At 72.9% G+C, this 25,906-nt stretch carries 24 protein-coding genes; 6 read left to right on the top strand and 18 right to left on the bottom strand.

The annotated features are described in order from the left end of the window. The 3 genes from ACQPZK_RS06705 to ACQPZK_RS06695 all read right to left on the bottom strand — a co-directional run bounded on the left by ACQPZK_RS06705 (position 1) and on the right by ACQPZK_RS06695 (position 4,803). Positions 1 to 621 carry an HAD family hydrolase gene (locus tag ACQPZK_RS06705; protein ID WP_433537453.1) on the bottom strand — a complete coding sequence of 207 codons (621 nt, stop codon included), beginning with the start codon at positions 619 to 621 and terminating at the stop codon, positions 1 to 3. Next, positions 621 to 4,235 carry a chromosome segregation protein SMC gene (gene smc, locus ACQPZK_RS06700; RefSeq protein WP_433537452.1) on the bottom strand — a complete coding sequence of 1,205 codons (3,615 nt, stop codon included), beginning with the start codon at positions 4,233 to 4,235 and terminating at the stop codon, positions 621 to 623. Before smc ends, ACQPZK_RS06705 begins: the two co-directional genes overlap by 1 nt. Positions 4,236 to 4,608: 373 nt before the next feature. Next, positions 4,609 to 4,803 carry a hypothetical protein gene (locus tag ACQPZK_RS06695; protein ID WP_007456482.1) on the bottom strand — a complete coding sequence of 65 codons (195 nt, stop codon included), beginning with the start codon at positions 4,801 to 4,803 and terminating at the stop codon, positions 4,609 to 4,611. A 373-nt stretch (positions 4,804 to 5,176) separates the two neighbouring features. Here ACQPZK_RS06695 and ACQPZK_RS06690 point away from each other — a divergent pair, with 373 nt between their 5' ends. Both ACQPZK_RS06690 and ACQPZK_RS06685 read left to right on the top strand, forming a co-directional pair. Then, a complete protein-coding gene (locus ACQPZK_RS06690) occupies positions 5,177 to 6,268 on the top strand; it encodes a CAP domain-containing protein (protein WP_433537451.1) in 1,092 nt (363 codons plus the stop codon). Between the two features lie 109 nt (positions 6,269 to 6,377). Further along, on the top strand, positions 6,378 to 7,220 hold the full coding sequence (locus ACQPZK_RS06685; protein ID WP_433537450.1) for an endo alpha-1,4 polygalactosaminidase: 843 nt from the start codon (positions 6,378 to 6,380) through the stop codon (positions 7,218 to 7,220). A gap of 78 nt (positions 7,221 to 7,298) precedes the next feature. On the opposite strand, the gene ACQPZK_RS06680 is transcribed toward ACQPZK_RS06685, so the two are convergent. The 9 genes from ACQPZK_RS06680 to rsmD form a co-directional block, all read right to left on the bottom strand. After that, positions 7,299 to 9,518 (bottom strand): MMPL family transporter, encoded by a 2,220-nt coding sequence (locus ACQPZK_RS06680; RefSeq protein ID WP_433537449.1) that lies wholly within the window; start codon positions 9,516 to 9,518, stop codon positions 7,299 to 7,301. Between the two features lie 221 nt (positions 9,519 to 9,739). Then, complete coding sequence (mutM, locus tag ACQPZK_RS06675; RefSeq protein ID WP_433537448.1) at positions 9,740 to 10,597, bottom strand: bifunctional DNA-formamidopyrimidine glycosylase/DNA-(apurinic or apyrimidinic site) lyase; 858 nt, start codon at positions 10,595 to 10,597, stop codon at positions 9,740 to 9,742. After that, positions 10,590 to 11,489: a ribonuclease III gene (gene rnc / locus ACQPZK_RS06670; RefSeq protein WP_433537447.1), complete on the bottom strand. Its 900-nt coding sequence runs from the start codon at positions 11,487 to 11,489 to the stop codon at positions 10,590 to 10,592. The genes mutM and rnc overlap by 8 nt, the downstream gene beginning before the upstream one ends. Further along, positions 11,486 to 12,472 carry a phosphate acyltransferase PlsX gene (locus ACQPZK_RS06665; protein WP_433537446.1) on the bottom strand — a complete coding sequence of 329 codons (987 nt, stop codon included), beginning with the start codon at positions 12,470 to 12,472 and terminating at the stop codon, positions 11,486 to 11,488. Before ACQPZK_RS06665 ends, rnc begins: the two co-directional genes overlap by 4 nt. Positions 12,473 to 12,586: 114 nt before the next feature. Next, positions 12,587 to 12,760: a 50S ribosomal protein L32 gene (gene rpmF, locus ACQPZK_RS06660; protein WP_030335284.1), complete on the bottom strand. Its 174-nt coding sequence runs from the start codon at positions 12,758 to 12,760 to the stop codon at positions 12,587 to 12,589. A 5-nt stretch (positions 12,761 to 12,765) separates the two neighbouring features. Further along, on the bottom strand, positions 12,766 to 13,329 hold the full coding sequence (locus ACQPZK_RS06655; RefSeq protein WP_433537445.1) for a YceD family protein: 564 nt from the start codon (positions 13,327 to 13,329) through the stop codon (positions 12,766 to 12,768). A gap of 110 nt (positions 13,330 to 13,439) precedes the next feature. After that, positions 13,440 to 13,937: a hypothetical protein gene (locus ACQPZK_RS06650; RefSeq protein ID WP_234590503.1), complete on the bottom strand. Its 498-nt coding sequence runs from the start codon at positions 13,935 to 13,937 to the stop codon at positions 13,440 to 13,442. A gap of 292 nt (positions 13,938 to 14,229) precedes the next feature. Next, a complete protein-coding gene (gene coaD, locus ACQPZK_RS06645) occupies positions 14,230 to 14,706 on the bottom strand; it encodes a pantetheine-phosphate adenylyltransferase (protein WP_433537444.1) in 477 nt (158 codons plus the stop codon). Continuing rightward, positions 14,703 to 15,266, bottom strand: coding sequence for a 16S rRNA (guanine(966)-N(2))-methyltransferase RsmD (gene rsmD / locus ACQPZK_RS06640; RefSeq protein WP_433537443.1), 564 nt, complete (start codon positions 15,264 to 15,266; stop codon positions 14,703 to 14,705). Before rsmD ends, coaD begins: the two co-directional genes overlap by 4 nt. Before the next feature lie 305 nt (positions 15,267 to 15,571). On the opposite strand from rsmD, the gene ACQPZK_RS06635 reads away from it, so the two are divergent. After that, a complete protein-coding gene (locus ACQPZK_RS06635; RefSeq protein ID WP_433537442.1) occupies positions 15,572 to 17,095 on the top strand; it encodes a cell wall anchor protein in 1,524 nt (507 codons plus the stop codon). A 223-nt stretch (positions 17,096 to 17,318) separates the two neighbouring features. Here ACQPZK_RS06635 and recG read toward each other — a convergent pair whose 3' ends face one another. Both recG and ACQPZK_RS06625 read right to left on the bottom strand, forming a co-directional pair. Beyond that, entirely contained in the window at positions 17,319 to 19,517 is a 2,199-nt protein-coding gene (recG, locus tag ACQPZK_RS06630) for an ATP-dependent DNA helicase RecG (protein ID WP_433537441.1), read from the bottom strand. After that, positions 19,514 to 21,127, bottom strand: coding sequence for a DAK2 domain-containing protein (locus ACQPZK_RS06625; RefSeq protein ID WP_433537440.1), 1,614 nt, complete (start codon positions 21,125 to 21,127; stop codon positions 19,514 to 19,516). Before ACQPZK_RS06625 ends, recG begins: the two co-directional genes overlap by 4 nt. Before the next feature lie 248 nt (positions 21,128 to 21,375). Here ACQPZK_RS06625 and rpmB point away from each other — a divergent pair, with 248 nt between their 5' ends. Beyond that, on the top strand, positions 21,376 to 21,567 hold the full coding sequence (gene rpmB, locus ACQPZK_RS06620; RefSeq protein ID WP_091671657.1) for a 50S ribosomal protein L28: 192 nt from the start codon (positions 21,376 to 21,378) through the stop codon (positions 21,565 to 21,567). A 93-nt stretch (positions 21,568 to 21,660) separates the two neighbouring features. On the opposite strand, the gene ACQPZK_RS06615 is transcribed toward rpmB, so the two are convergent. Both ACQPZK_RS06615 and ACQPZK_RS06610 read right to left on the bottom strand, forming a co-directional pair. Then, a complete protein-coding gene (locus ACQPZK_RS06615; RefSeq protein ID WP_433537439.1) occupies positions 21,661 to 22,122 on the bottom strand; it encodes a GNAT family N-acetyltransferase in 462 nt (153 codons plus the stop codon). A gap of 29 nt (positions 22,123 to 22,151) precedes the next feature. Further along, complete coding sequence (locus tag ACQPZK_RS06610) at positions 22,152 to 23,084, bottom strand: thiamine-phosphate kinase (RefSeq protein WP_433539126.1); 933 nt, start codon at positions 23,082 to 23,084, stop codon at positions 22,152 to 22,154. A 153-nt stretch (positions 23,085 to 23,237) separates the two neighbouring features. Here ACQPZK_RS06610 and ACQPZK_RS06605 point away from each other — a divergent pair, with 153 nt between their 5' ends. Continuing rightward, positions 23,238 to 23,471 carry an Lrp/AsnC ligand binding domain-containing protein gene (locus tag ACQPZK_RS06605; protein WP_007456453.1) on the top strand — a complete coding sequence of 78 codons (234 nt, stop codon included), beginning with the start codon at positions 23,238 to 23,240 and terminating at the stop codon, positions 23,469 to 23,471. Between the two features lie 9 nt (positions 23,472 to 23,480). Beyond that, the gene (locus ACQPZK_RS06600; RefSeq protein ID WP_433537438.1) at positions 23,481 to 24,164 is read left to right on the top strand and encodes a DUF3515 family protein; all 684 of its coding nucleotides are present in this window, start codon (positions 23,481 to 23,483) and stop codon (positions 24,162 to 24,164) included. Positions 24,165 to 24,216: 52 nt separating this feature from the next. Here ACQPZK_RS06600 and ACQPZK_RS06595 read toward each other — a convergent pair whose 3' ends face one another. Together ACQPZK_RS06595 and ACQPZK_RS06590 are read right to left on the bottom strand one after the other, a co-directional pair. After that, a complete protein-coding gene (locus ACQPZK_RS06595) occupies positions 24,217 to 25,317 on the bottom strand; it encodes a D-alanine--D-alanine ligase family protein (RefSeq protein ID WP_433537437.1) in 1,101 nt (366 codons plus the stop codon). A 175-nt stretch (positions 25,318 to 25,492) separates the two neighbouring features. Beyond that, complete coding sequence (locus tag ACQPZK_RS06590) at positions 25,493 to 25,711, bottom strand: hypothetical protein (protein ID WP_433537436.1); 219 nt, start codon at positions 25,709 to 25,711, stop codon at positions 25,493 to 25,495. Between the last annotated feature and the right edge of the window lie 195 nt (positions 25,712 to 25,906).

Here is a 25,906-nt window from a genome sequence, read left to right as displayed (position 1 = left end):
TCAGTAGTCCAGGGCCGCGCGCAGGTAGCGCAGGTCGGCGTGGCCGCCCCAGCGGTGCGCCGACAGCCCGGCGGACCGGGCGCCCCGTACGGCCCAGTCCTCGTCGTCGACGAAGAGCACCCGGGCGGGCGGGGTGGCCAACGCCTGGCAGGCCGCCTGGAAGTACTCCGGCGCGGGCTTGTGCACGCCGAGCGTGGACGAGTTGACCACCACGTCGAACTCGCCGACCAGGCCGAGGGCGGCGAGGTCGGCGTCGAGCAGATCGGTCGCGTTGGTGCCCAGGGCGACGGGAATGCCGGCGGCGCGTACCTCCCGGACGAAGTCGAGCACCTCGGTGTCCACCTCGCCCCGGTAGCGCTGCCACTGCTCGACAGCCGCGCGGGCCCGGTCCGGCCCGCCGGCCGGCTCGGCGAGCGCGTCGGCCACGCTGCTCACCCAGTCGGCGTGGCTGACCTGGCCGGTGAGCACCGGCTGAAGCCGCCCCCACTGCATGGCGATCTCGGTGAGCACCCCCTCGGAGAGGCCGTACTCCCGCTCGACGTCCGCGGCCACCGCCGGGTCCCACCGACGCAGTACGCCGTCGAAGTCCAGCAGGAGCGCCTTCGCGCGTTCCCGAGCCACTACCCGTTCTCCTCGCCGCGGCCGGGCCGCTGGTCGTCCTCGTCGGCCCGGTTGAGCCGTTGACTGATCACCTGGGTGACCCCGCTGCGCATGGTCACCCCGTAGAGCGCGTCGGCGATCTCCATCGTCCGCTTCTGGTGCGTGATGACGATCAGCTGACTCTTCTCCCGCAACTGTGCCAGCAGCGTGATGAGCCGGCCGAGGTTCACGTCGTCCAGGGCCGCCTCCACCTCGTCCATGATGTAGAACGGGCTGGGCCGGGCGCGGAAGATCGCCACGAGCATGGCCACGGCGGTCAGCGACCGCTCGCCACCGGAGAGCAGCGACAGTCGCTTGATCTTCTTGCCCGGCGGGCGGGCCTCGACCTCGACGCCGGTGGTGAGCAGGTCCTCGGGGTCGGTGAGGATGAGCCGGCCCTCGCCGCCGGGGAAGAGCACCGTGAACACCTGCTGGAACTCACGCGCGGTGTCCTCGAAGGCGCTGGCGAAGACCTCCAGGATCCGCTCGTCCACGTCCTTGACGACGGTGAGCAGGTCCCGACGGGTGGCCTTGAGGTCCTCCAACTGCTCGGAGAGGAACTTGAAGCGCTCCTCCAGCGCCGCGAACTCCTCCAACGCGAGGGGGTTGACCTTGCCGAGCAGGGCGAGTTCGCGTTCCGCCTTGGCGGCCCGCTTCTCCTGCACCGGCCGCTCGTAGCGGACCGGCTCGGGCACCGGCAGACCGTCGCGTTCGGCAGCGGCGACGTCGACCTGGGTCGGCGGAACGAGCTGGGTCGGGCCGTACTCGGCGACCAGGGTCTCCACGTCCAACCCGAAGTCCTCGGCGGCCTTCGCCTCCAACTGCTCGATGCGTAGCCGCTGCTCCGCGCGGGCCACCTCGTCGCGGTGCACCTGGCTGGTGAGGCGCTCCAGCTCGGCGCCGAGCCGCTTGGCCGCTCCGCGTACCTCCTGAAGCTCCGCCTCGCGGGCGGCGCGTTCGCGCGCCACGGCGTCGCGGTGCTGCTCGGCCGTCGCGATCGACGTGGTGAGCCGGGTGAGTGCCGCGCGGGCGCCGCCCGCGACGGCCCGGGCGATGCCCGCGCCGCGGGCGCGCGCGGCCCGCCGGGCGGCGGCGCGTTCCCGGGCGGCACGCTCCGCGGTGGCCTGCCGGGCGAGGGAGTCGGCGCGGCCGGCGATCGAGGAGACGCGCTCCTCGGCGGTACGCACCGCGAGCCGGACCTCCATCTCGTTCTGTCGGGCCTGCGGCACCATGGCCGCGAGTTGGTCCCGCTCCTCCGTGGAGGGCTCGGCGTCGACCGGGGTCTCCTCGGCCAGCCGCAGCCGCTCCTCCAGCTCGTCGAGCGTGGCGAGGTCCCGCTGCCGGGCGGCCTCGGCGCGGGAGCGGGACTCGCCGAGCCGGTCGGTCTCCGCCTTCGCGGACCGGGCGGCCGCGCCCAGCTCGGCGAGCCGGCGGGCGGCGGCGTTGCGGTGGCTCTCCGCCTCGCGCTTCTCGGCGGCGGCGTGCTGCACGGACTCCTTCGCGGCGGCCACCTCGGCGCGCGCCTCGACGAGCTGGTCGCGCAGCTCCGCGCCGGTCCGTTCGGCGGTGAGCCGGTTGGCACGGGCCTCCTCGACGGCCGCCTGCACCTCGATGTAGCTGGGTGCCTTGGCCGACCCGCCGGCCGCCGCGTACGCCCCGACGACGTCGCCGTCCGGGGTGACCGCTCGCAGCTCGGGGTTGCCGGCGACGAGCTCGGAAGCTGCGGCGAGATCGTCGACGAGCGCCACGTCACGCAGCGCCCGGTGCACCGCCGGACGGATGTCCGGCGTGCACTCCACGAGGTCGGGGGCCCAGTGGGCGCCGTCAGGGAGCTTCGGGCGCAGCGCGTCGGCCGAACCGGTCATGCCGGGCCCGGCGGGGCTGCCGACCAGCAGACCAGCCCGACCGGCGTCGGAGATCTTCAGCAGCCGCATCGCCTCGACGGCCTCGTCCACCCCGCTGACGGCGACCGCGTCCGCGAGACCGCCGAGCGCGGCGGCCAGCGCGGCCTCGTGGCCGGGCGCGACGGTGAGCAGCCCGGCGAGGCTGCCGAGCAGGCCGGGAACGTCCCCGGCACGGGCGAGCAGCGCCCCCGCGCCGTCCTTGCGCCGCAGGCCCAGCGCCAGGGCCTCCTCGCGCGCCTTCCAGGTGGCGGCGTCCTTCTCCGCGGCCCGCTCGGCGTCGGCCAGCGACCGGACGGCCGCCTGGGCGCGCTCCTGGACGGCGAGCGCCTCGGCGTGCCGGGCGTCCAGGTCCGCGTTGTCCCGGTCCGCCTCGGTGGACTGGGCGGCGACCGCGTCCAGGTCGGCCTGTGCCTGTTCGGCGCGTCCCAGCGCGTCGGCGTGCGCGACGGCGAGGCGTTCGATCTCCTCACCGGCGCTGGTGGTCCGGGCGCGGGCCGAGTTGACCTGGCCGGTGAGGCGGGCCAGGCCCTCGCGCCGGTCGGCGATTGCCTTGGCGGCGGCGACCAGCTCGCGTTCGGCGGCGGCGAGCTGCCGTTCCAGCTCCTGACGGTGCTCGACCGCCTCGGCCAGCCGGATCTGGTCGTCGGTGAGGGCCGCGCGCAGCTCCTCCTCCTGCTCGCGGACGCGCTCGGCCTCGGCCTCCAACTGGTCGGGGTCGCGGCCGGGCCGTTCATCGTCGCCGGTGGCGCTGAGGTGGCGCAGCCGTTCGGTGGCGAGCTGTTCGATCGATCGGAAACGCTCCTGGAGAGCGGACAGCTTGTACCAGGTGTCCTGCGCGGCGGCGAGCAGCGGCGCGTCCTCGGCGAGGGCGGCCTCCAGCTCGCCGAGCCGGCCCTGCACTTCGGCGTGCTCACCCTCGATCTGCTCGCGCCGCTCGCGCAGCGCGGTCTCGTCGGCGATCTCCCGGTCGAGCGTGGTCCGCAGGGTGGCCAGGTCGTCGGCGAGCAGCCGCAGGCGGGCGTCGCGCAGGTTGGCCTGGATGGCGGCCGCCCGGCGGGCCACCTCGGCCTGCCGGCCCAGCGGCTTGAGCTGACGGCGCAGCTCGGCGGTGAGGTCGGTGAGCCGGTTGAGGTTAGTCTGCATCGCGTCGAGCTTGCGCAGCGCTTTTTCCTTGCGCTTGCGGTGCTTGAGGACGCCGGCGGCCTCCTCGATGAACGAGCGGCGGTCCTCCGGCTTGGCGTGCAGCATCCCGTCCAGGCGGCCCTGCCCGACGATGATGTGCATCTCCCGGCCGATGCCGGAGTCGGACAGCAGCTCCTGGATGTCGAGCAGCCGGCAGGTGTTGCCGTTGATCTCGTACTCGCTCTCGCCGGAGCGGAACATCCGGCGGGTGATGGAGACCTCGGTGTACTCGATCGGCAGCGCGCCGTCGGTGTTGTCGATGGTGAGGGTGACCTCGGCGCGGCCCAGCGGGGCACGGCCGGCGGTGCCGGCGAAGATGACGTCCTCCATCTTGCCGCCGCGCAGCGCCTTGGCGCCCTGTTCGCCGAGCACCCAGGCGATGGCGTCGACGACGTTGGACTTGCCGGAGCCGTTCGGGCCCACCACGCAGGTGATCCCGGGCTCCAGCTTCAACGTCGTGGCGGAGGCGAAGGACTTGAAGCCCTTCACCGTCAGGCTCTTGAGATACACCTTCTCGATCCTCGTCCGGTGGCCGCCGTACCGTCGCCGGCTGCGGGGACCTGGGTGAACCCGCAGACTAACCCGGTGACGGCACCCGCCCGGCACGCGACCCGCCCCGGGCCGTGCCGACGGCCCGCGCCCGCCCGTGGTCGAGGTGGCAACGCGCTGTCGTCACGGTGGTGACGGAAAGGCAAGCACCCTTCATGATCGGAATGCGGTTCGGCGCGTTCCGCGAAAACTGCGGGAGCGCCGAAACGCGAATCCAGTTACAAGATCATAAATCGTCGGCCGCGAAAGGGGCCGGACAGCGTTGCGCGCCGGCACACGGGTGTCGGCGCGCATTTTTGCGGTGGTGCTGCGATTCAGTTTTCCGACCCGAAGATCAGGTCAGCGCCGGCTCGGCGAGACGGAGCAGGTCGTCCGCTTCCGCCGCAGCCGCCGCGAGCCGATCATTGTCGGCACGCAGACGCGTGATCTCGAACTCCAGTGCCTGAACCCTGGCACGCAGTCGGGTGACCTCGTCGAGCAGACGCCGGTCGGGCGCTGCACCTACGTGGCCGTAGAGGGCCTTCGCCATGCTGACTCCTTGATATGCGCTGCCGGAAAGGCCGGCCAAGCGCGCGCCCATTAAGTACGCGGCTGTCATTCCAGTTGTATCTGGGCATGACCGGGCGCGACTGGCGACACCTATATATTGAGCCGCAAACCCCTCCTTCGTCAAGTTCTCGCAGGCCGTAGATCATCTCCACGTCGACCTGTCCACTTGTCGGGGGGCTGCCGCAAGGCACGGACACGCTCTGTCCGGACGCCTTTACTGTACGCCCGTATTCCCGGAAGTCACCGCCTTGGCGTCCGACTTGCTCTTAACTCTTCCTTAGCCACGTTGCCGCAGGTCGCGGGCGAGTCGTAGCGTCACCCGGGCCAACAACCGACCCCGTGGAGGCAGAGGCGTGTACGGCTGGACCGACCCGATGGACCCGAACGGCGCCTCCCGGCGCGCCGAGCGGCCGACCGACGAGCCGGACTGGCTGAGAGACCGCCCGGAGCCCCGCTCGGCGTACCTGTTCGGGGACGACCCCGACCAGCCCGGCGACGAGTGGCACCGCGCCGAGCCCTCTCCCCGCTGGCAACCCGCCCCGGTGGACGCGTCGACCACAGGCCGGCCGGGCCAGGAGTGGGGCGACGAACCGAACGCCGACACGCGGCCGACAGAGGTCACGGACGGGTGGCGCGCCGAGACCGACGCGTACACCACCGGAGGCAGGAACGCGGCGGAGACCGCCGCCGACGGGCGGACCGGCACCGGCCGGCACCGCTCCCCGCGGAACTGGCGTCGCCCGCTCATGATCGGCGGCGCGGCTGCGGCGGCCACCCTCGTGGTCAGCGTCGGCGTCGGCGCGCTCGCGATGCCCGGCGGCAACGGCCCGGCCGACGAGCCGACCGCCGTCGACGACACCGTCGCCGCCGCGCCCGCGGTCCCCACCGAGCAGGAGACGGCTGCCCCCTCCCCGACCAGCTCGCCCAGCCCGGCCCGGCCCAGCCCGTCGCCGAGCAGGGTCGCCAAGCCCACCCCGGCCGCGTCACGGACCACCGCCACGTCGCGCCGCAGTGTCGAACGCAGCAAGGCCCCCAGCACGGCCAGCAGTGCCAGCGGCAGCGTCAGCGCGCAGGCCCGCGAGGTGGTGGACCTGGTCAACGCGGAGCGGGCCAAGGCCGGCTGCAAGGCGCTGAGCATCGACGACAAGTTGATGACCGCCGCGCAGCGGCACAGCCAGGACCAGGCCGACCACAGCAAGATGTCGCACACCGGCAGCGACGGCAGCGACACCGGCGTCCGGCTGGACCGCGTCGGCTACGCGTGGCGCACCTACGGCGAGAACGTGGCGTGGAACCAGAAGACGCCGGCCGCCGTGATGGACGCCTGGATGAACAGCTCCGGGCACCGCGCCAACATCCTGAACTGCGCGTTCACCGAGATCGGCGTCGGCATCGCCAGCAGCAACGGGCCGTACTGGACGCAGGTCTTCGCGGCGCCGCGCTGACCGCGCGTCGTCCGTGCCCCCGCGCTCGTTGACCCGGGTGGGCACGCCGGGGTAACGGCGGCGTGCCGGTGGGGGCGGCGACGGGCCGCCCGGGACCCGGGAGCTGCCGATGCGGATCCGGCCACGGCGACGTCGCGCCGCACGCGCGCTGCGCCGGATCGTGTCGGCCGGCGTCGCGCTCGTCCTGGTGGTGCCGGTGTACGGCTGCCGGCGCGAGCTGACCCCGCCCGGCGCGCCCACCCCGTGGCCGGCCGCCCAGTCCCGCCACTGGCAGTGGCAGTGGCAACTCGACGGCCCGCTCGACGAGACGGTCGAGGCGGACGTCTTCCTCCTCGACCCGGTGGCGACCACGGCGGCGCAGACGGCCGAGCTGCGCGCACGGGACCGACGGTTGATCTGCCAGGTGGCGGTCGGCTCGGTGCGCCCGACCGACCCGGACGCCAGCCGGCTGCCCGCCGTCGTGCTCGGCGCTCCCGGTCGACAGCCCGGCAGCCGGTGGCTGGACGTACGGGCCTGGGACGCGCTGGAGCCGGTGCTGGCCGACCGGTTCCGGCTGTGCCGGGGCAAGGGCTTCGGCGCGGTGGCGCTGGCCGACGCCGACGGGTACGCGCACCGCAGCGGCTTCCCCCTGGGCTTCGACGACCAACTGCTGTTCAACCGCCGGCTGTCCCGCCTGGCCCGGTCACTGGAACTCTCCCCCGGGCTGGTCAACGACGTGCCGCAGCTCGCGGCCCTGGCACCGGACTTCGACTTCGTGGTCAACGAGGAGTGCGTCCGCCTGGACCAGTGCGCCAAGCTGCTGCCGTTCGCGGACGCCGGCAAACCGGTCTTCCACGTCGAGTACGTCGGCACGACCGACGACTTCTGCGTCACCACGGTCGGCTACGGCTTCGCGTCGATCCGCAAGGACCGGGAGTTGGACGCCTGGCGGGAGCCCTGCCCGCTGCCGTGACCGCCCGGCGTCCCGGCGTTTCCTGGACGGCCGTGCCGGGCCGCTGTTCGCGGCCCGGCACGCAATGCGGTCGGCTGCTCAGGAGACGGGCACCAGCTCCGGGGCGGGCGTCGGCGGATCGGTGGGAGCGGGCGTCGGGCGTCGGCGCAGGAACCGCGGCGCCCACCAGTTCGCGTCACCGAGCATGGTCATGAGGGCCGGCAGCACCACGCCCCGGATGATCGTGGCGTCCAGCAGGATCGCCGCCGCCAGACCGATGCCGAGCTGCTTCATGTCGATCGTGCTCAGCGTGGCGAAGATCGAGAACACCCCGACCATCACGATCGCCGCACTGGTCACCACCCCGGCCGACGACGTGATGCCGTACGACACCGCGTCGCGGTTGGACATGCCGGCCCGGACCCCCTCGCGGATCCGGCTCACCACGAACACGTGGTAGTCCATCGAGAGGCCGAACAGCACCACGAACAGGAACAGCGGCAGCCAGGAGACGATCGCCCCCATCGACGTGAAGCCGAGCAGGCCCTCCGCCCAGTCACCCTGAAAGACCAGCACCAGCAGCCCGTACGCGGCGCCGGCCGAGAGCAGGTTCAGCACGATCGAGCTGGCCGCCACCACGACCGAGCGGAAGGTGAGCGTCATGACGAGGAACGTGAGCACCAGCACGAAGCCCATCACCAGCGGCAGCTTCTCGCGGACGTGCGCCGCGTAGTCCTCGCTGTCGGCCACGCCCCCGCCCACCGCGTACTCGATGCCGGGGATGCCCCGCAGCTCGGCCGGCACCAGGTCGGTGCGCAGCTTCTCCAGCGACTTCACCGACCGGTCGTCGCGGCTGGCGTACGGGGTGGCGACATCCAGCACCGACACCCGCCGGTCGGCCGACACCTTGATCTTCGGGCCATCCGCCTCGGTGGGGGCGAACAGCGGATCGGCGGAGGCGCGGGCGGCCAGGTCGGTGAGGGCCGCGCCCACCCGGTCGGCCTGGTCGGCCGGCGCGCGGACGGCCACCACGTGATTGGTGCCGGTGCTCGGGAAGGCGGCGGTGAGCCGGTCGTACGCCTGCATGGCCGGTGTCGTGCGCGGCAGGTCCTCCATGCCGGGGAACTTCAGCTTCATGCCGAGCGCCGGCGCGGCCAACGCGAGCAGCAGGCCGACCGAGATGACGAGCGTCGCCACCGGCGCCCGCAGCGCGGGCCGCAGCACCGCCGGCCAGAGCCGGGGGGTACGCGCCTCGCCGTGCCGTCCCGTGCGCGGCGCGGTGAGGCGCCACAGCAGCGGCACCCGGGGACGGTCGACCCAGCGGCCCAGCCGGGCCAGCAGGGCGGGCAGCACGGTCAGCGAGCCGGTCACCGCGACCGCCACCACCAGGATCGAACCCACGGCCAGGGACGAGAAGACCACGTCACCGGCGAGGAACAGCCCGGCCATCGCAATGATCACCGCGACCCCGGAGACCACCACGGCGTGCCCGGAGGTCTCCGCGGCGATCTCCACGGCGTCCAGGCCGGAGCGGCCCTTGGCGCGTTCCTCCCGCTCCCGGCGGATGTAGAACAGCGAGTAGTCGACCCCCACCGCCATGCCGATCAGCAGGATCACCGGTGACGTGGTGTCGGTGGCCGGCACCAGGTGCGAGGCGAGCGTGGACAGACCCATCGCCGCGGCGACCGAGGAGAGCGCCAGCAGCACCGGCACGCTGGCCGCGATCAACGCGCCGAACGCGATGATCAGGATGGCCAGGGTCACCGGCAGGCTCAGCAGCTCGGCCCGCTCGAAGTCCTTGCCGAGGGTGTCGTCGAGCGCCTGACCGATCGACGGCCCGCCAACCTGCTCGACGCGGACCTGGGGGTGCGCGCTCTGCACCCCGGCGGTGGCGTCCCGCAACGGCTGCACCCGGTCGGACGCCGTCTCCGGGTCACCGGACATCGTGATGGGCAGCAACAGCGCCGACCCGTCGCGCGCGGTGACCGGCGGGCCGATCTCGGCAACCCCGGTGACCGTACGCAGCCGGGCGGCGGCATCGTCGGCGGCCGCCTTCGCCGCGGCGGGATCCAGGGCGCCGCCCCGGGAGGTGATGAGGACGTTCTCCACGGCCGGGTCGTCGAAGGCCCCTCCGTCCACGATGAGGCTGGCCCGTCCGGCCTCGCCGATCGCCTGGTCGCCACTGGTGGCCTCGTTGAGACCGGCGGCGTTGCCCCCGACGAAGCACACCGCCACGAACACGACCCACAACGCGATCGCCCGCCACGGATGCTCGGCGCTCCACCGCGCCATCCGCACCGTCACCGGTCTGCTGCCCATCAGTGCCCCCCTGTCACGTCGACCCCCTGCCGACCGTGCTGACGTTAGGGGCGTGACGAGGCGGTCACATCGGGGAACGGCCCCGGCCCACCCCGGAGTCGTCCGACCGGGGGCGGTGGGTCCGCCGGGCGGGCATCAACCCGCGATTCGGACGTACGCCGGGGAACTGCCCGGAGCGTCCGACCGCGACCCGCCGGTGCCGCCCCGGAGCCGACTCCGGGTCATCCCCGAAGGGCACCCCGAGGCCGGGGCTGGCAACGCGGGCAGCTGTACGAGGACCGGTTCATGAAGGACTCGCGCCGGATCGGCGTACCGCAGCGCCGACACGGCTCGCCCTCGCGGCCGTACGCGTTCAGCGCGCGGTCGAAGTACCCACTCTCGCCGTTGACGTTGACGTAGAGGGCGTCGAAGCTGGTGCCGCCCTCCTTGGTGGCCTCGGCGAGCACGTCACGGACGTGGCCGAGCAGGCGCTGGGCGGCCGGGCCGGTGAGCGCGTCGGTGGGACGGGCGCCGTGCAACCGCGCGCGCCAGAGCGCCTCGTCAGCGTAGATGTTGCCCACGCCGGAGATCAGCGTCTGGTCGAGCAGGGCCCGCTTCACCTCGGTCCGCCGGCGGCGCAGCGCAGCGACGAACGCCGCATCGGAGAACTCCGGGTCCATCGGGTCACGAGCGATGTGCGCGATCTCGGCTGGCAGGTCGGCGCCGCCCTCGCTCACCGCGAGCCCACCGAACGTGCGCTGGTCGACGAAGCGCAGCTCGGGCCCGTCGTCGTCGAACCGGAACCGGACCCGCAGGTGGGTCTCGTCGGGGGTGCCGGGCGGCTGGAGCAGCAACTGGCCGGACATGCCGAGGTGCCCGACCACCGCGTCGCCGCTGTCCAGCGGGAGCCACAGGTACTTGCCGCGCCGCCGGACGTCCAGGATCGTCCGGCCGGCGAGCACGTCGGCGAAGTGCGCGCCACCGGGTACGTGCCGCCGGACGGCACGCGGGTGCCGGACCTCGACCGAGGCGATCCGCCGGCCGGTGACCCACTGGGCCAGCCCCTGCCGGACGGTCTCCACCTCGGGCAGCTCAGGCACGACGGGACCCCTGCTCCTGCGCCACGTCGGCCGGCATGACCTGCGCCAGGTGGTCGGCCACCTCGGCCTGGGCCGCCTGCTCGGCGCGCTCCAGCGGCCCGGCCGCGTCGCCCTGGTCGGCCGTCGTGTTCTGGTCGGCCGAGTCACCCCGGTCGGCCGTGGTGTTCTGGTCGGCCTGCTCGTGCTGGTCGGAGAGCATCCGCCAGGCCGCCTCGGCGGCGCGCTGCTCGGCCTCCTTCTTGCTGCGCCCCTCCGCGCCGCCGTACCGGTTGCCGGCCACCACGACCCAGGCCGTGAACGTCTTGAGATGGTCCGGCCCGGTGCCCTCGATCCGGTACTCGGGCACGCCGAGGCCGAGCGCGGCGGTCAACTCCTGCAGGCTGGTCTTCCAGTCCAGGGCGGCGCCCCGGCCGGCCGACTCGGCCATCAGCGGGTCGAAGAGGCGGTGGATCACGATCCCGGCGGTGTCCAGCCCGTACTGGAGGTAGATCGCGCCGAGCAGCGCCTCCAGGGTGTCGGCGAGGATGCTCGCCTTGTCCCGGCCACCGGTGGTCTCCTCGCCCTTGCCGAGCAGCAGGTACGCCCCGAGGCCGTCCGGGCCGAGGCCACGGGCCACGTCGGCGAGCGCCCGCATGTTGACCACGCTCGCCCGGAGCTTCGCCAGCTGCCCCTCGGGCAGGTCCGGGTGGTTGTGGAACAGGGCGGTGGTGATCACGACGCCGAGCACCGAGTCGCCGAGGAACTCCAGTCGCTCGTTCGTCGGCAGGCCGCCGTTCTCGTACGCGTACGAGCGGTGGGTCAACGCGCGTTGCAGCAGGTCCGGTTCCAGGCTGACGCCGAACGCGGCTTCCAGGTGACCGACGGACGCCCGCCGCCGCTTGTCATTGCTCATGATGTGCGTACCTCGGTGTCGGTGGAGCGGTCGGTGCGGTCCGTCCCGGCGTCGCCGTCGAGCAACGCGGAGACCAGATCGGTGGCACGCCGTCGCCACAGGTGGGCGGCGAGGGCGATGCCGGAGGCCACGTCGGCGGCGCGGGCGGAGCCGTGACAGACGACGACGGTCCCCGCGACGCCCAGCAGGGCCGCCGCGCGGGGCGCGCCACCCTCGGCGGGTGGACCGCCGGCCATGGCGTACGCGCCCTCGATGGCCTTGAGCAGCACGTTACCGGTGAAGCCGTCGGTGACGACCACGTCGGCACGCGCGCCGACGGCCACGTCGTACCCCTCGACCAGGCCGACGTAGCGTGCCCCGGCGGGCAGCGGTTCGACGGCGAGCAGGGGGTCGGTGGCCCGGCGTACCCGATCGCCCTTGCCGGCCTCGGTGCCCACCGAGAGCAGGCCGACCCGCGGCGCGGCGATCGAGTGGGCCACCGCGGCGTACGCGGCGCCGAGCACGGCGTGCCGGGCGAGGGTGGCGGGGCGGGGTTCCAGGGAGCCGCCCACGTCGAGCAGGATCACCGGCCCGGCGACCGCGGGCAGGGTGGCGACCAGGGCGGGTTGGCGGATCTCCGACCAACGCCCGAGTCCGAGCACGGCGGCCGTGACCGTGGCGCCGGTCGCGCCGGCGGAGACGAGTGCGTCGGCGGTGCCGTCGCGGACGGCGGTGACGGCGGCCCGGACGGTGCTTTCCGAGCGGGCGGCGCTGGGATGGTCGGCCATGCCGACGGCGGCGCGGACCGGCCGGACCGTGATGCGGCTTCGTTCGGCCGGGGCGAGGGCAGCGATCAGCGCGTCGGCGACTTCGGTCGGGCCGACGAGCAGCAGGTGCAGATCGGGGTCGGCGCGCATGGCCCGCAGAGCGCCGTCAACCACGACGGCGGGAGCGTCGTCCCCGCCGAGGAGGTCAACGGCGATCCGCGCGGTGCCCGGCTCCACCGGAACACCGGCCGGGTTGGGCCGGCCGGTGTCGGAGGGAGCCGGGGCACCGGGCGAATGCCAGGGTGCGCGCGCCGCCCGACCCGGGGTCGGGGGCGTCACTCGGCGTCCAGGTCAGACCTCGAGAACCTGGCGGCCGTTGTAGGTGCCGCAGACGGAGCAGGCGGCGTGCGGCAGCTTCGGGGACTTGCACTGCGGGCACGCGACGGTCGCGACCACGGTCGCCTTCCAGTTCGCCCGGCGGGACCGGGTGTTGCTGCGCGACATCTTGCGCTTGGGGACGGCCACGGTTCTTACTCCTCTGTACGGGTCAGTTGCGACAGGCCCGCCCAACGCGGGTCGATCTGCTGGTGACTGTGGTCGGCCGGCAGATCGTCCCAGTGCGCCCCGCAGTCGGGGCACAGTCCTGGGCAGTCCTCCCGGCAGAGCGGGTTGGTCGGCAGCGTGAGCACCAACGCGTCCCGCAGCGCCGGCTCCAGGTCGATCAGATCGCCCTGCATCCGGCCCACCTCGTCCTCGTCGGTCGTGGCGTCCGTGGTGCTGTTCTCGTACGCGTACAGCTCCTGGATCGTCACGGCCATCGATTCGTTGATCTCGCGCAGGCAGCGCCCGCACTCGCCCCGGACGGGACCGGTGATGGTCCCCGAGACGAGCACGCCCTCGGACACCGACTGCAACCTCAGGTCGAGGTCGAGGTCCGCGCCCTCCGGCACGCCGATCAACTCCACACCGAGGTCCACCGGTGCCGGCACGACCCGCTGGACCTCACGCAACGCACCAGGGCGGCGCGGCAGGTCTCTCGTGTCGAGGACCAGCGGCGACCTGGGGTCGAGTGTCGATGGCGAGTGCTTGGGCATAGTAAGACTCCGGCCGGTGAGAGGCCGACAAAAAAGGTTACCTGGGCGACCCCCGGACCGTCGAACCGGGGGCGACGCCCTCCCGCGAATGTCGGCTGGTGAGGTGCCGCTCAGAAGGGTAGCGGGCGTTCGGCCTCATCCCCACCGAAGGTGCCGATCTCCCGCAGCGCGTGCATCTTGTCGCGGCCACGCTCTATCGAGGCGAGGGCCCGGGTGAGGAACTGCTCGAAGTTGGCCAGCGCCGTGTCGACGTAGTCGTCGACCTCCTCACGAAGGCGCTGCGCCTCGGCGCGGGCCTCGGCGATGATCCGGGCGCCCTCGTGCTCGGCCGACACGGTGATCTCGTTCACCGACACGAGGCGGGCGTGTTCTGCCTCACCCTCGCTGATGATCCGGTCCGCCTCGCGCTTGCCCGCGTCCATGATCTTGTCACGTTCCTCCAGGAGCGCGGCGGCGCGGCGCAGGTCGGCGGGGAGGTCCGCGCGCATCTCGTCCAGGGCGGCGATCATCTCGCCCCGGTCGACCATGCAGTTGTTCCGCGACATCGGGACGGAGCGCGCCTGCTCCACCATGGCGATCAGTTCGTCGATGCGATCGAGCGGGTCCACCGGTACCTCACTCCTGTCGTTCGTCGGCCGACCTCCATGATGCGGGTTACGGCCGGTTCCCCGCTGTGCTCATCATGGCGTGCCCGCCCCACACGATCCCCCACCACCCCAACCCGGCGAGTCGCGACCCCGTCACTCCCGGCTCCCCCTCGCCGTCCCCTCGCCTCCCTGCCCCGCCTCCCCCTCGCCGATCTTGCAGTTTCTGTCGCGACAAACCGCCATGAAAGGAGCAATACGTCGACAGAAAGTGCAAGATCGCGGGGAGGTGGGGTGGCCTGGGGTGCGGGGGGGGTCAGGGGCGCAGGCGGGCCTGGAGGGCCTCGCGGACCGGGTCTGGGACGTGCGCCGAGATGTCGCCGCCCCACTTGGCCACGTCCTTGACGAGGCTGGAGGAGAGGAACGAGTAGAGCGGATTGGTCGGCATGAAGAGCGTCTCGACGCCGGCCAGCCCGATGTTCATCTGGGCCATCTGCAACTCGTAGTCGAAGTCGCTGACCGCCCGCAGCCCCTTGATCAGGACGCTCGCCTGCTGCGCCCGGCAGAAGTCGACGAGCAACCCGCGGAACGACTCGACCCGCACGTTGCCGTACGAGGAGGTCACCTCGCGGAGCATCTCGATCCGCTCGTCGACGGTGAACAGGCCGCTCTTCGACTGGTTGACCAGAACGCCGACGATCACCTCGTCGAACAGCCGACTCGCGCGGCCGATGATGTCGAGGTGTCCGTTGGTGACCGGGTCGAACGAGCCGGGACAGACCGCACGTCTCATGATCGGCGACCGTACCAAAGGGTGGTCTCGCCGTACCGGCGACTGCGCTCCGGGGTGATCCCCTCCACCCACTCGAAGTCCCTGGTCCGGCGCGACCGCTCCACCACCACGAGGGCGTCGGGCGCCAGCCAGCCGCCCTCGACGAGCGTCGTCAGCAGCGCGGTGATCTCCGCGTCCGGCACGGCGTAGGGCGGGTCGGCGAAGACCACGTCGTAACCGCCACCGTCCGGACCGGCGGCCAGCACCGTCGCCACCTTGCCAACCACCAGGCGTACGGCGGCGCCGGCCCGCAGGGTCGCCACGTTCTCCCGGATCACCCGAGCCGCCCGCGGGTCGGATTCCACCAGGAGGACGTGCCCGGCACCCCGGGACAGCGCCTCCAGCCCGACCGCGCCGGAACCGGCGTACAGGTCGGCGAAGCGCGCGCCGTCGAGGTCGACCTCGGATTCGACGGCACTGAACAGCGCCTCCCGGACCCGGTCGGACGTGGGTCGGGTGCCGGCCCCGGGCGGTGCGGCGATCCGCCGACCCCCGAGCGTCCCGGCCACGATCCGGGTCACCGTCTCCTCCTGCTCATGACCACGACGCTACGCGACCGGCTGGACCAGCCCGTCGACACGGTCGGTACCGCCCCGCCAACCATGTGATCACTTCTCGTATATCAATGATCTCAAGTTCATAACATCAGTCTTAGCAAATCCTGAGCGCTGTATCACGACGGGCGATATCGCTAGGGTCTGCCGGGTGCCGGCGACAACCCGCCGGCCCACGGCTCGGGAGGGCGCCTCTCCGATCGGACGTGCGGTGACCGTCCACTGTCGCTCCCGTGCCACACCCCTGACGCTTCAGCACTCCAGGAGTACCCGTGATCCGTCCCAAGCTGTCGCTCCGGCGACCGCTGGCCATCCTGGGAGCCGCCATCGTCGGCCTCACCGGGGTCGTCGCGGTGGCCGCCCCAGCCAGCGCACACCACACCACGATCAGCGCCACCGCCGAGTGTGACCGGCTCACCGGCGAGCGTGTGATCACGTGGAAGGTGGTGAACAGCGAAGCCAACAAGGACGCGACCATCCAGAAGGTGACCACCGACCCTGGCACCCCGGTGACCTCGCTGGTCGAGGGGGTGAAGGAGGCGCAGCCGCTGCAGGGGCTGATCGTCCCCATGGCCTCCTACAAGCTGGCCACTCAGCGCGTGCCCGGCAACACCACCAAGGCCCACCTTCAGGTGTACGCGGAGTGGATCAAGGAGGGGAAGGTCACGGCGAATCACACTGCCGACGGTGACATCAACCTCGCCGCGGACAGGTCCTGCACCCCGGCCCCGAAGTGCGTCGAGCTCGACAAGGCCAAGTACAGCCACACGTTCGACGGTCCGAAGGGCACCGCCACCGTCAAGCTCGACGGTGACCTGCCGCTCTGCGGTGACGGCAAGCAGTACTTCACGCTGGTGTCGTACTTCGCGCCCCGGCCGCAGTTCGCCACCCCGCAGTACGTCTACGGCACGCCGGACAGCGACTGGATCGGTGGCACGCAGACCGAGATCACGCTGAACGTCGAGATCCCGGACTGCCACACCCAGGTCGACCTCATCTGGGGCGACAAGGACCAGGTCATCGATGAGATCGTCGACGGCGGCAAGCGCTACGACAACAAGAAGCTCGGCTCGCCGGGCGCTCCGGGCAACCGGTCCAAGGGCCCGCAGGGCTGGTACAACGGCGGCAGCAAGAGCTGCGTCACCCCGGCCTCGACCTTCGCGTCCAACTGCGACGGTTCGGTCGCCGTGTCGCTGAGCAACGACGGAAAGATCAGCAAGTACGCCGTCGAGTTCGAGGTCAAGGGCGAGAACGGCTTCACCAAGAAGGTCTCCGTCGCCCCGGGCAAGGCCGACACCAGCATCGTGGTGCCCGCCGCCGACGCCGGCAAGATCGAGGTCCTGGTCGACGGCAAGGTCATCGAGAACGGCACGTACTCCTGGACGCGCCCCGAGGACTGCCCGCTGCCGGCCGTCACCACCAAGGCCGACTGCAAGGAGTTCGCCCTCACCGTCACCAACCCCGAGGGTGGCCTGCCGGTGAAGACCACCTTCACCTACGGCGACAAGACCGAGACCCGTACGGTCGCGGCCGGCGCGTCGGAGACGGTGACCTTCAAGGCTGGCAAGGACAAGACGGCGATCGTCGCCCTGCCGGACATGGACCTGGAGCTCGAAGCCATCTACACCCCGGAGGGCAACTGTGGCGGTGGCGGTGGCGGCGGCGAGGACGAGCCGGGCCTCCCGGTCACCGGTGCGGCGGCGGGCGGCATCGCCGCCGGCGCGATCGCCCTGCTGATCGCGGGCGCGGTGCTCTTCGTCATCGCCCGTCGGCGTCGGGTGACCTTCACCGCCTGAGCTGACCTGCGCTGAAGCCCGAGGGCGCGTCGACCATCCGGTCGGCGCGCCCTCGGCGCGTCGGTGCCCGGCGCCGGAGGACCCGGCGCGCTCGCAGCCCGGCATGATCGACTCGGCTTTCCGGAAACCGGGCGGTCAACCCGCCAGGACACCACGCCTTCCGGAAACCCGAGTGGATCAGCGCCACGCCAAGCCAGCACCGCCGCGAGCAGCCGCGATGAGGTCAGCCCTTCTCCAGGTACTCCGCGCGGTCCTCGTCGACCAGCGCCGCCACCGATGCGGCCAGCGCCGGGTTGCGGGTCAGCTCCGGATCGTCCTCGATCAGGGTGATGGCCTCGACGCGGGCGTCGCGGATCAGGTCGGCGTCGCGGCGCAGGGACAGCAGCCGCAGGTGCGAGCGGTGACCGGACTGGGTAGCCCCGAGCACGTCGCCCTCGCGGCGCTGCTCCAGATCCAGTTCGGCGAGCTTGAAGCCGTCGCTGGTGGAGGCCACCGCGTCCAGACGCTCCCGCGCCGACGAGCCCTCGGCGGCCTCGCTGACCAGCAGGCAGAGCCCGGCGGCGGCACCCCGGCCGACCCGGCCCCGGAGCTGGTGCAGTTGCGAGACGCCGAAGCGGTCGGCGTCCAGCACGATCATCACGGTGGCGTTGGGCACGTCCACACCGACCTCGATCACCGTGGTCGCCACCAGCACGTCCAGGTCACCGGCGGCGAAGGTACGCATCACCGCGTCCTTCTCGTCGGCCGGCAGGCGGCCGTGCAGCACCCCGATCCGCAGCCCGTGCAGCGGCCCCTCGGCCAGCAGCGGCGCCACCTCGGTCACCGCCAGCGGAGGCCGCCGGCCGTTGTCGTCCTCGGGCGGCGGCTCGTCGTCCGACGTCGGGCCGTCGCCGATCCGCGGGCACACCACGTACGCCTGGTGACCGGATGCCACCTCCTCGCGCAGCCGACGCCACGCCCGGTCCAAAAAGGCCGGCTTCTCGGCGGCCGGGACCACGTGCGAGGCGATCGGCGACCGGCCCCGGGGCAACTGCGAGAGGGTCGACACCTCCAGGTCGCCGTAGACGGTCATGGCCACCGTGCGCGGGATCGGCGTCGCCGTCATCACCAGCGTGTGCGGCGGCTGGTCGGCCTTGGCGCGCAGCGCGTCCCGCTGCTCCACGCCGAAGCGGTGCTGCTCGTCGACCACCACGAGACCCAGGTCGGCGAAATCGACACCCTCGTAGAGCAGCGCGTGGGTGCCCAGCACGATCCCGGCGGCGCCGCTGGCCACCTCGCCGAGCGCTCGTCGGCGGGCCGCCGCGCCCAGCGAGCCGGTCACCAGCTCGACCCGGGTGGCGTGCTCGGCGGAGTCCAGCTCGCCGGCCCGGCCCAGCGGCCCGAGCAGGTCGAGCATGCCGCGGTGGTGCTGCGCGGCCAGTACCTCGGTGGGTGCCAGCAGCGCGGCCTGCCCGCCCGCGTCGACCACCTGCAACATGGCCCGCAGGGCCACCACCGTCTTGCCCGAGCCCACCTCGCCCTGCAGCAGGCGGTGCATCGGGTGCGCGGCGGCCAGGTCCTCGGCGATCTCCGCGCCCACCTCGCGCTGGCCGGCGGTCAGCTCGTACGGCAGACGGGCGTCGAACGCGTCCAGCAGCCCACCGGCGCGCGGCGGGCGGGGCCGGGCCGGCCAGTCGGCGGCCCGGTGCTTGCGCTGCACCAGCGTCAACTGGACGGCGAACGCCTCGTCCCACTTGAGCCGCCGTCGCGCCCGGTGCAGGGCCTCCTTCGTGGACGGCCGGTGGATCTCCCGCAGCGCCGGGCCCAGGTCGACGAGGTTGCGGCTGGCCCGGACGGCGGCCGGCAGCGGGTCGTCCGGCGGGGTGAACGTGTCCAGGACGACCCGTACGCAGCGGGCGATGACCCAGGTCGGTACGGCGGCGGCGGCCGGGTACACGGGGATCAGCGCGCCCGCGAACTCCTCGATCTCGTCGTTGACCGCCGCCTCGCCCTCGCCCCCCTCGCCGAGCAGGACGTACTCCGGGCCGTTGAGCTGCCGTTTGCCCCGGAACTCGGTGACCTTGCCGGCGAACAGCCCCCACCGGCCGGGCCGCAGCTCGCGTTCGCGCCACGCCTGGTTGCCGAAGAACGTCAGCGTCAGCACACCGCCGGAGCCGTCGCCGACGGTCACCTCGAGCAGGTTGCCCCGACGTTGGCGCATCGGCCGTACGGCGGTGCGCTGCACCTGGGCCAGCACGGTGACCTGCTCGCCGACGTCCAGCGAACGGATGTCGGTGTGCTCGCCGCGCTCGTCGTAGCGGCGCGGGAAGTGGTAGATCAGGTCACCCGCCGTGTGCAGATCGAGCTGGGCGGCGAGCGCCTTGGCCGTCTTGTCGCCGACGAGCTTCTTCAGGGGCGTGTCCACCGTGGCCGGCTCACTCATTCGACCCCCACCAGGAGCGGATAGAACGGCTGACCGCCCGGGTACGCCTGCACCTCGACGAACGGCCAGCGTCGCGCGACGTGCGCGCGGACGGCATCGGTGAGCCCGTCGGGGGCGTCCACCCCGGCGAGCAGGGTGACCAGTTCCCCGCCACCGCCGAGCATCCGGTCGACCACGGCGGCGCAGGTGTCGGTGAGGTCGGTGCCGATCAGGTGCACCTCCCCCTCGACCAGCGCCAGCACGTCACCGGGACGGCAGGGGCCGGCGACCGTGAGCGCCTCGCGGCTGGCGTGGCAGACCTCGGCGTAGCGGCAGGCGCCGGCCGCCTCGGCCATCGCGATCACGTCGTCCTCGAACCGGCGGGTGCCGTCGCGGACCGCGAGGGCCGCGAGCGCCTGCACCGGGGAACGGGTGGGCACCACGCTCACCTTGACACCGTGCCGGTGCGCCTCGCGGGCCGCCGCGCTGGCGACCGCCTCGGTGTTGGGATCGTTCGGCAGGACGACCACCCGGGTCGCCCCCGTGCTGCGCACCGCGGCCAGCAGTTCACCCGTGGACGGGTTGCCGGGCACCACCGTCGCGCCCTCGGCGGCGAACAGCGCGGCGATCCCGGCGCCGGTGGCCACCACCACGGCGGCACGACCGTCCTCGGTCGGGCCGCCGGACGGCTCCGGCTGGTCGGCGAAGCGGGTCACCGAGATCCGGTACGGGCGGCCGGCGGCGATCCCGGCCTCGACCGCCGCGCCCACGTCGTTGACGTGCACGTGCACGGTCCAGGTGCCGTCCGGCTCGCGCCCGTCACCGACGACGACCAGCGAGTCGCCCAGCGCGGCCAGGGTGCGGCGCAGCTCGGCCACCGCATCGGGACGCGCGTCGAGCAGGTACTGCACCTCGTAGGCGTACTCCTCGGAACCGGTCTCGCGCGCGACGGCGGCCGCCGGACGGGCGGTGCGCGGCGGCGGCGCGGGCGGGGTTGCGCTCTCCCCCGTGAGGACTTCGACCAGGGCGTCGAGCAGGACGCAGAGCCCTCGCCCGCCGGCGTCGACGACGCCCGCGCGGGCCAGGGCCGGCAGTTGCTCGGGCGTACGGGCCAGGGCCTCGGCCGCCGCCCGCGCCGCGTCCCGGGCCACCACCGCGAGGTCGTCGCTGGCCGCCCGCTCGGCTCCCGTGGCCGCGGCGGCGACGACGGTCAGCAGGGTGCCTTCGACGGGACGACCGACCGCGGTGTACGCGGCGGTGGTCGCCGCCCGCAGCGCGACGGCCAGGGCCCGCCCCCGTACCGCCGGCACGGCGACGACCGCGTCGGCGAACCCGCGCAGGATCTGCGAGAGGATGACCCCGGAGTTGCCCCGCGCGCCCAGCAGCGCGCCCTGCGCCATCAGTCGCAGCGCGTGCCCGTGGGCGGTCGAGCCGCTGTCGGGAAGGGTGTCCAGGTCCATCGACAGGGCCTGCTGCGCCGACGTGAGGGTGAGCACCAGATTGGTGCCGGTGTCGCCGTCGGGCACCGGGTAGACGTTGAGCTGGTCGATCTCGCCCTGGTTGCGCTTGAGCGCGACCAGGCCGCTCGCGCACCAGCGGCGGACCGTGGCGGCGTCGAGGGTGTCCAGCACGGGCAGAAGCCTACTGGCGCGCACCGACACGCGTCGGACTCGTCCGGCGTGTCCGGTTGACGGCGTCTGACGGGCCCGCCCTGCCGGCCCGACCGGGCGGGCTCCGCCTGCCAGGTACAGTGGCCGCCGGAGCCAACCCCCCGGTCAGGGCGGTTGGTCACCTCGGCGGGGCATCGGGTAGGCTGACGCGGTTGCCCGGGCAGCACCTGCCGGCGACCTCATGAACGTTTCAATCCCAGGAGTATCCCGTGGCTAGCGTGTGCGACGTCTGTGGCAAGGGACCGGGCTTCGGCCACAACGTGCCCTGGTCCAAGAAGAAGACCAACCGCCGCTGGAACCCGAACATCCAGTCGGTGCGCACCCCGGCCGGTGGTGGCAACACCAAGAAGCTGCAGGTCTGCACCTCGTGCATCAAGGCCGGCAAGGTCACCCGCGCCTGACGCGGCGGCACCAACTCTTCTCGTTCGGCTCAGCCGGCGGGCCTTTCGGCCCGCCGGCTCTGTCGTGTCCGCAGCCGGCGTGACGCTCGTCGCTCAGAGCGTGCGGCCGAAGGAGACGCAGCCCTCCGCGTCCTTGTAGAAGCCGAAGTTGGGGATCCGGTCATAACCGGCGGACGCGTACATGGCGATCGCCTCGGGCTGTTTGTCCCCGCACTCCAGGACCATCCGCTTGCGGCCGTGCTCCCGGGCCGAGCGCTCGACGGCGGCGAGGACCGTGCGGGCCACGCCGCGCCCCCGGGCCGCCGGGGCCGTGTACATCCGCTTCAGCTCGGCGGTGTCCGTTCCGTGGCTGCGCCAGCCGCCGCAGCCGACCGGCTCACCGGCCAGGTAGGCGACGAGGAACGCGCCGTCCGGCGGCTCGAACTCGGTCGCCGCCACCGGGGTCTCGTCGCCGGTGCCTCCGTACCGGGTGGCCAGGTCGGCCAGGGTTGCCTTGATCAACTGCTGCGCCACCGGCGCGTCGAACCGCACCAGCCGGATCTCGATCTCACTCACGGTGTCCAGAGTACGGCCGCCGAGTGGCCTCAACGGAAGTGGTCCCAGCCCCGGGGGCCTTCGTAGACGCCGCCGTCGACCGTCACCCCGACACCGTCCGTCACCGTGCCGATGGGACGCCACTGCGGCGGCAACGCCACCGTCGGGGGAAAGGTCGCGGCCAGCGCGTGGTCCTCGCCACCCGCCAGGATCCAGGTGTACGGGTCGACGCCGAGCGCCTGCGCGGCGTCGGCCATCTGCCGGGGCACCTCGAAGGCGTCGCGGCGCACGTCGATCGCCACACCGCTGGCCCGCGACACGTGCCCCAGATCGGCGAGGAGCCCGTCCGAGACGTCGATCATCGAGGTCGCGCCGAGCTGGGCGGCCTGCGGACCGGCCGGGTAGGGAACCTGCGGCCGGCGGTACGCCTCGACCAGCAGCCGAGGAGTGCGGAAGCCCCGGCTGAGCACGGTCAGCCCGGCCGCCGCGTGCCCGATACGACCGGCCAGGGCCAGCACGTCGCCGGGACGGGCGCCGGAGCGCACCACGGGCGCCCGGCCGCCGAGGTCGCCCAGCGCGGTGACCGCGATGGTCAGGGTGGGGCTCGACGACATGTCCCCGCCCACCACGCTCGCGCCGACCGTGGCGGCCTCCGCGGCCAACCCGTCGGCCAGCTCCTCCGCCCAGCTCGTCTCCAGGTCGGCGGGCATGCACAGGGCGACCAGCAGGGCGGTCGGGACGGCGCCCATCGCCGCGACGTCGGCCAGGTTGGCCGCGGCAGCCCGGTGGCCGACGTCGCGCGCCGAACCCCAGTCCCGCCGGAAGTGCCGCCCGTCGACGAGTACGTCCGTGCAGGCGACCACCCGGCCGTCCGGCGCGGCGACCACCGCGGCGTCGTCACCGGGCCCGAGCACCGTCGTCGGGCCCATCGACAGGCGAGCGGTGACCCGCCCGATCAGCCCGAACTCGCCGATCCCGGCCACGCTGGCGGCACTGCCGGCGTTCGACCCGTTCTGCCCGGCACCGCCGCGCTCGCTCACCGCTGCTCCTTGACCACCGATAGGGATCAGACCTGGTCCGTAAGGTAGTTTCACCCTTCGGGCCGCCTCCGGGCGGCGACGGACGGAGGTCGAGTCGTGGTACAGGCGTACATCCTCATCCAGACCGAGGTCGGCCGCGCACGGGACGTGGCGGGTCTCATCGCGGACATCGCCGGCGTGGTACGCGTCGACGCCGTCACCGGGCCGTACGACGTGGTCGTCCTCACCGAGGCGAACACCGTCGACGAGCTCGGGAAACTCATCGTCAGCAAGGTGCAGATGGTGCCCGGCATCACCCGCACCCTCACGTGTTCGGTGGTGCGGCTGTAAGTGGACGAGATGACGACCCCCTCGGCGGTGCGGGACGACGACGGCGAGCGGAAGCCGGCGGACACGTCGCCCGAGCCGGCTGACGGTACCCGCGCGGACGCCGATCCGGCCGCCGACGCGCCGGCCGGCCGGGACCGGACCGTCCGCGGAGCGGCCCTGCTCGCCACGGTGATCGCCCTGCCCGTCACGCTGCTGGTGGCCGTGCTGGCCTTCACCAAACTCGCCCCGGACACGCCGGCCGCAGCGCCGAGCCCGTCGGCGAGCACCGCGCGGACGCAGTCCAGCGCGCCGGTCGAGATGCCCGCGCCGGCACTGGCCGACCGCCCGGCCACGGTGTGCCGGGCGCTGCTCTCCCAGCTCCCGCAGACCATCCGTGACCTGACCCAGCGTCCGGTGACGGCCGGCCCGGAGCAGAACGCCGCGTACGGCGACCCCGCGCTGACCGTGGCCTGCGGAGGCGCCGAGGCGACCGTTCCGGCCACCGACGAGGTCTGGATGGTCAACCGGGTCTGCTGGCACCCCGTCGAGGGGACCGACGCGACGGTGCTCACCACCGTCGACCGGGAGACGCCGGTGACGGTCAGCATCCCGCGCTCCTACCCGCAGCCGTTGCAGTGGGCCGCCCCGATCTCCAGCGCGATCGTGGCGTCGGTGCCCTCGGGCGGGGCCGTCCCCGCCGGCTGCAAGGGCTGAACGCGCCGACGCGTGGCCCGTGCGGCGGGCCACGCGTCGCGGACGCGTCGGTTCAGTGCAGGCCGACGCCGCGCCGCTGGGCGGTACGGATCAGCCGGTTGACCAGCTTGGGGTACTCCAGGCCGGAGGCCGCCCACATCCGGGGGAACATCGACGTCGGAGTGAACCCGGGCATCGTGTTGATCTCGTTGAGGTAGACGTCCAGCTCGGGGGTGACGAAGAAGTCGGCCCGGGCCAGGCCGGCGCAGTCCAGCGCGGTGAACGCGCGGATCGCGTACTCCTGCACCTGGCGGGTCACCTTGTCGGGCAGGCCGGCCGGGATGTCGTACTCGCAGGAGTCGTCGAGGTACTTGGCCTCGAAGTCGTAGAAGTCGTGACCGGTCACGACACGCACCTCGGCCAGCACGGACGCCTCGGGGGTGCCACCGGCCTCGCCCTCCAGCACACCGCACTCGATCTCGCGGCCGACGATCGCGGCCTCGATGATGACCTTGGGATCGAACTGCCGGGCGGTGGCGACCGCCTCGTCCAGTTGCGCCCAGTCGGTGACCCGCGTGATGCCGAACGAGGACCCGGCGCGGGACGGCTTCACGAAGACCGGCAGGCCGAGCCGCTTCTTGTCCTGCTCGCTGAGCGTCATCCCGTTGCGCAGCACCGCGTACGGGCCGACCGGGATGCCCTCGATCGCGCAGAGCTTCTTGGTGAACTCCTTGTCCATCGCCGCCGCGGAGGCGAAGACGTTCGCCCCCACGTAGGGGATGCCGGCCATCTCGAGCATGCCCTGGATGGTGCCGTCCTCGCCGTACGTGCCGTGCAGGACGGGGAAGACCACGTCCACGTCGGCCAGCGCGCGAGGGCCTTCGGTCGGGTCGAGGACCATCAGCCCGTTGCCGGTGGGGTCGGCGCGCAGCACGATGTCCGCGCCGGAATCGGCGGTGATCTCCGGGAGCTGGCGGGCGTCGATGGCGAGCTGGGCGGGATCGCCACTGGTCAGCACCCACTGGCCGGCGCGGGTGATGCCGACCGGCACCACCTCGTACTCGTCCGGGTCGAGAGCGCCGAACACACTGCCGGCACTGACGCAGGAGATGCCGTGCTCCGGGCTGCGGCCGCCGAAGACGATCGCCACGCGGGTCTTGCCTGGGGTGGTCACTCCGGTCACCTCTTCGTACGCGACTGCGGCTGGTCGTGCTCGCCGGTGGCGCTCACCCGGTTGACCTTACTGTGCGTGGCGATCAGGCGCGGCGATACCCGGCGAGCCACGGAGCGACACGGCAATCGGTCAGCAGAGCATATACGGTGCGTGACGGAATGGTGAGGGTCGAATCTCAGTCCCGGGCGTGCCGGCGACCGACCGCGATCACCTTGACCCGCTGCCGGCCGGCCCGGACCATGCCCAGCGCCATGAAGGCGCCCGCGATCCGGTCGGCGGCCTCCCTGCTGCTCGCGCCCACGACCTGGCGGCGACGCTCGGGGGCGACCCGCTCGTTGCGGTCGATGCCCTCGACGGGACGCACGTCGGTGAGCACGACCAGGAAGCGGGTCATCGCCGGCCCCCGCGGCGCGGGGGCGGAGACTTCGGACCGGTACGCACGTCGTCCCCTTCCGGCGGGCGGGCACGGGCGGCACGCGGCGATCGGGTACGGGGGAGAAACCCGATCGCCGCGCGCCCTATCCCCTCCGGTCGCTCACCACCACCGTCGCCACGACAACCGGCGGTGAGGACGCGATAACAGATTGAC

Origin of the sequence: Micromonospora sp. CA-249363 (genome assembly GCF_050950185.1) — a bacterium.
GTDB lineage: Bacteria > Actinomycetota > Actinomycetes > Mycobacteriales > Micromonosporaceae > Micromonospora.
The sequence above is the reverse complement of the archived record's forward strand: the minus strand, read 5'-3'. Positions and strand labels throughout refer to the sequence as shown.